Source organism: Chloroflexota bacterium, assembly GCA_035652535.1.
Classification (GTDB): Bacteria; Chloroflexota; UBA6077; order UBA6077; family SHYK01; genus DASRDP01.
On the sequence record DASRDP010000105.1, the window covers coordinates 1 to 4081 of the forward strand.

General features: G+C 65.5%; 3 protein-coding genes. All 3 read right to left on the bottom strand.

Features of this window, described 5'->3' with window-relative positions:
* Positions 1–142: 142 nt before the first annotated feature.
* Entirely contained in the window at positions 143–721 is a 579-nt protein-coding gene (locus tag VFC51_13045; protein ID HZT07951.1) for a 2-oxoacid:acceptor oxidoreductase family protein, read from the bottom strand.
* Positions 722–754: 33 nt separating this feature from the next.
* Complete coding sequence (locus tag VFC51_13050) at positions 755–2506, bottom strand: carbamoyltransferase C-terminal domain-containing protein (protein ID HZT07952.1); 1752 nt, start codon at positions 2504–2506, stop codon at positions 755–757.
* A 116-nt stretch (positions 2507–2622) separates the two neighbouring features.
* A complete protein-coding gene (locus VFC51_13055; protein HZT07953.1) occupies positions 2623–3795 on the bottom strand; it encodes an ABC transporter permease in 1173 nt (390 codons plus the stop codon).
* Between the last annotated feature and the right edge of the window lie 286 nt (positions 3796–4081).

Here is a 4081-nt window from a genome sequence, read left to right on the forward strand (position 1 = left end):
GTGGCGGTAGCCCATCGCGTTCGGGCGCTCCGACATGACGAGGACCCGGGGCGGGCAGACGTCGACGCAGAGGACGCAGCCCTTGCACGTCTCGACGTCGATCGTCACGGTCGCCGGCCGGCGCGCCACGGCGCCCCGACGCCTAACACGCGGGCGCGAACGGGCGCAACGCGGACGCGGCGGGCGCGACGAGCGCCGCGCCCCGCGCGAGGCAGCGGCGGTTCGCGTCGGCGAGCGTCCGGCGATGCGGCGGCAGCACGTCCGCGAGCGCGGCGTCGAGCGACGCGGGGGCGACGAGCGCCGTCGTCGCGACGAACGCGCCGAGCGCCACCATGCCGGCGCCGAGCGGATGGCCGAGCGCCTTCGCCTCCCCGGTCGCGGCCACCGCGACCGTCCGCACGCCCTCCCACGCCGGCAGCGCCCCGACGAGGTCCGCGTTCGCGACCACGACGCCGCCCGGCTCGATCTTCGCGCGGAGCTTCGGGAGTCCCTCGCCGTGGAGGGCGAGGATCGCCCACGCGTGCGGCACGATCGGCGGGGTCGTGATCTCGCCGTCGGCGACGACGACCGTCGACTCGCTCGCCCCGCCGCGGATCATCCCCATGAACACGCCGAAGGTCATCGCCTGCTTCCCTTCGCGGATGGCCGCCTGCGCGAGGACCCTCGCGAGGAGCTGCACGCCCTGGCCGCCGATGCCGGTCATGACGACGGCGCGCTCCATCGGCGGTCGGCTAGCACGCGCGCGACGCGAGCGTCAACGCGGCACGGCGCGTGCCGTCGCCGCAAGGGCCGAGCTCTCGTCGTGGCGCGGGCGCTCCGGCCCGCGCTGAACCAAGTATGGTCCCAGGCAGATCGCATCCAGCCCAGCTGCATGAAAGCACGCGAGAGCATCTTCGGGTGTGGCCGCAATCGGCATTTGGCAGTTCAGCGAGGTATTCACCACGCAGGGTATTCCCGTCCTGCGGTAGAACGCCTCGACAACCGCTCGAAGCCGTAGAGAGCCTGCCGCCGGTTCGACGGTTTGAAAGCGCACGGACCCATCGACATGGACAGCGCCGGGAATGGATGCGCGCATCTCGCGCCGTACCACACCCGCGAAACCCATGTATGGCGACGGCAACGCCGGCCGCACGACTTCATGGACGTGCTCGGAAAGAATCGCGAGCGCAAAGGGCCGAAAGGCCTCCCGGCGCTTCATCCCGTTGAGTACCTGCTGGATGTCTCTACGGCGCGGATCCGCGAGGATCGAACGCTGGCCGAGCGCACGGGGTCCGTACTCCATCCGTCCCTGGAACCAACCCACGACGCATCCCTTCGCCAATAGCTCTGCAACCTTCTCTGCGGCGTCCGGCGGCTCAGAAATCTCACACTGCTCACCGCGGAGTGCCGCCCCGATTCGGCCGACGGTGTACTCCGGCCCGAGCGCAGCCGAATCCAGCGTGTAGCGCGGCCACCCCAACTCGAGGTGCGCCACTGCCTGGGCAGCGCCGAGCGCTGCGCCGCTGTCGTCAGGCGCGGGCGGCACGAATATCGAGCGCAACCCCGTATCCGAGACAAGGCGTCCGTTCAGCACGCAATTCAGCGCGACGCCCCCGGAGAAACACAACCTATCAACGCGGTGCGCATCCGCAGCGTATCGCACGACATGTACAATCACCCGCTCCACCGTGCGTTGCAGCGCCTTCGCGAGGTTGTAGTGGCGAGCCCCCAACGGCTCCCCCGGCGCTCGTGCGGGCCCAAACGCTCTCTCGAATTTCTCACTGAACGGGCGTCGCTCCCCGCTGGAATTGTAATTGAGATACGAGAAATCGAACCTGTACCTCCCCCCGGGGAGACACTGCACAATCCTGGCGAATTCTCTCTCCAGCGAATCGTCTCCGTATGCCGAGAGGGCCATTACCTTGCCCTCGTCGTGAAGCGTCCGGAATCCAAGGTGCTGCGTGACACAGGCGTACAGTATGCCCAGGGAGTCCAGCAGACTGTTCCTCGCTATCAAGCTGAGGCCGTCCTTCTCGCCGAGGTACAGCGATAGAGAGCACGTGTCCCCAAAGCCGTCGGCCACTAGAACGAGAGCCCTGTCGAAATCGGATGAAAAGAACGCGTTGCTGGCATGAGCAAGATGGTGCTCGACGAATCGGACTGGCGCCCGGGCGACGCCAAGCGCGCGGGCCAGCTCACTCCGAAGCCGAAGGAATCGCACGCCCGACGCGACGTTGAGATGTGGGCAGGCTCTTGGATGAATGAGAGACAGGCTCCTCGGGAGATCGTTGCAGCACAGCCGAAGGTACGTACGGAGGAATCGAAGTGGCTTCCAAGGAAATGCAACGGCCTTTATAGCGTTTCGATCGGTGATCGGGAGAATTACGTCACGCAGCACGTCGATTGGAAACGCGCCGCTCCTTCTCTTGTGGTCGAACCGTTCTTGCTCTGCGCCAACCGTCCCCTCGCGGTCGTAGACGACTGCAGCGGCGTTGTGAGCGTATGCATTTATTCCGAGGACGCCCATGGCCGGCCTGCTGACTCGTCTACCTCGCGGCTCAATACCCGACCTCCGAGTCGAGGTCGGACACGTTCGTTCCCAAAGGTCGCGCTACGGTCCCGAGAGTGACGCCTGCGTGCAAATCACTCCCCCCGCAGGGCGGGCCCGATCGGAAGATAAGCGACCCGAAGTGCAGGAGGAACAGCCGCTCCGAGGCAAAGGGCGACGGTTGCTGCGAGAGCAACAAGCGCCAGCGCTACGGGAACGTGCAGATCGATGATCCAGCCCGAGACAGCGGGAAACTGAACCGCCACCCAGAACACGCCTAGAGTCAGTGCCGTCGCGCCCGCCAAGAGCAATCCAAGTGCCCCCACCCCGAGCCCTTCGAGAACAATCACGGAGAACAGCGCGCGCCGCGGAAGTCCAACCGCACGCATCATTGCAAGCGTACGAGTGCGCTCGATTACCCCTGTCGCGAGTGCATCCCCCAAGCCGACGAACACGAGGATGAACACGATCGCTTGAACGACGTAAAGGGCGCTGAACACCTGGCGCACCTTCTCCACGTAGAAGTCCGTCTGAGCCCGACCGGAGATCACTTGGAGATTGTAACGTCGCGCAATCTCGGCCTTTAGTCCACGCCTCACCTCCTCGACCGCCACACCACCCGCAACGCGCACATTTATCCAGCGGACATGATCGTCCTTCCAGAAGCGACGATATTCGTCCCGGTTCATTAGGACAGCGACCGTTGGTTCGGTGCTGACAATGGCCAACAACGGATATCGGCGTTCGCCCGCAGGGGCGGGAATGGCGATCCAATCGCCCACGTGCACGCCGAAACGGTGGGCAAACGAATCGGTCACCAAGATACCTCTTCCCGCGGCGAACGCCTCGAGCGTGTCGAGGTCGCGGACGAGAAACCCGAGGAGCGCCGGGTCGAGGATCCCGTTCGTGTCGTAGGCGTAAAGCACCGCGTCGCCGTCACCGTACGATATCTCCGTCCCCTGCACGGCACCGACGTTCGCTATTCCCGGCATACGGCGAATCTCGTCCACGACACGGTCGGTCACGGCCGCTGTGAAGTAGCCGGCCGACGAAAACGGCGACATCAGCACGATGTCGGCTCGGAGAAACGCCGAGAGTCGGTCAACCAGGCTGGCCTCGAAGCTCTTGCCGAGCATGCCCGATACGAGGACCGTACCGAGCCCGAATCCGAGGGTCGCAACCACCAGCGAAGATCGTCGAGGCTGCTCACGGAGATGCTCTGCGGCGAACGCCCCTTCGACGCCGAAGGCCTGCGTCCAAACGCGCATCAACAACGGAGATCCATACCGTACGAGGGGCGCGCCAGCCAGGCAGGCTGCGAGAGCAAGAACCGCCGTCGTCCCGAAACCAATGCCGGCCCAGCGCGTCGCCATCTGCAGACCCACGAGGGCGACGGCAACAACGAGGAAAGCAAGTGAGAATGCACCGCTCGATTCCGCTGCTCCAAGTGGGACATCCCTTTCTTGGAGCCTAAGGGCCGTGGCGGGCGGTCGAAACGACACGCGAAGCGCCGGTCGTATGGCAGCTGCGACCGCCGATGCCAAGCCGACGACC

What these genes read in the sequence shown, in the direction of transcription:
- VFC51_13045 (HZT07951.1), bottom strand. Translation starts at nt 721, where the DNA reads ATGGAGCGCGCCGTCGTCATGACCGGCATCGGCGGCCAGGGCGTGCAG.
- VFC51_13055 (HZT07953.1), bottom strand. Translation starts at nt 3,795, where the DNA reads ATGCGCGTTTGGACGCAGGCCTTCGGCGTCGAAGGGGCGTTCGCCGCA.
- VFC51_13050 (HZT07952.1), bottom strand. Translation starts at nt 2,506, where the DNA reads ATGGGCGTCCTCGGAATAAATGCATACGCTCACAACGCCGCTGCAGTC.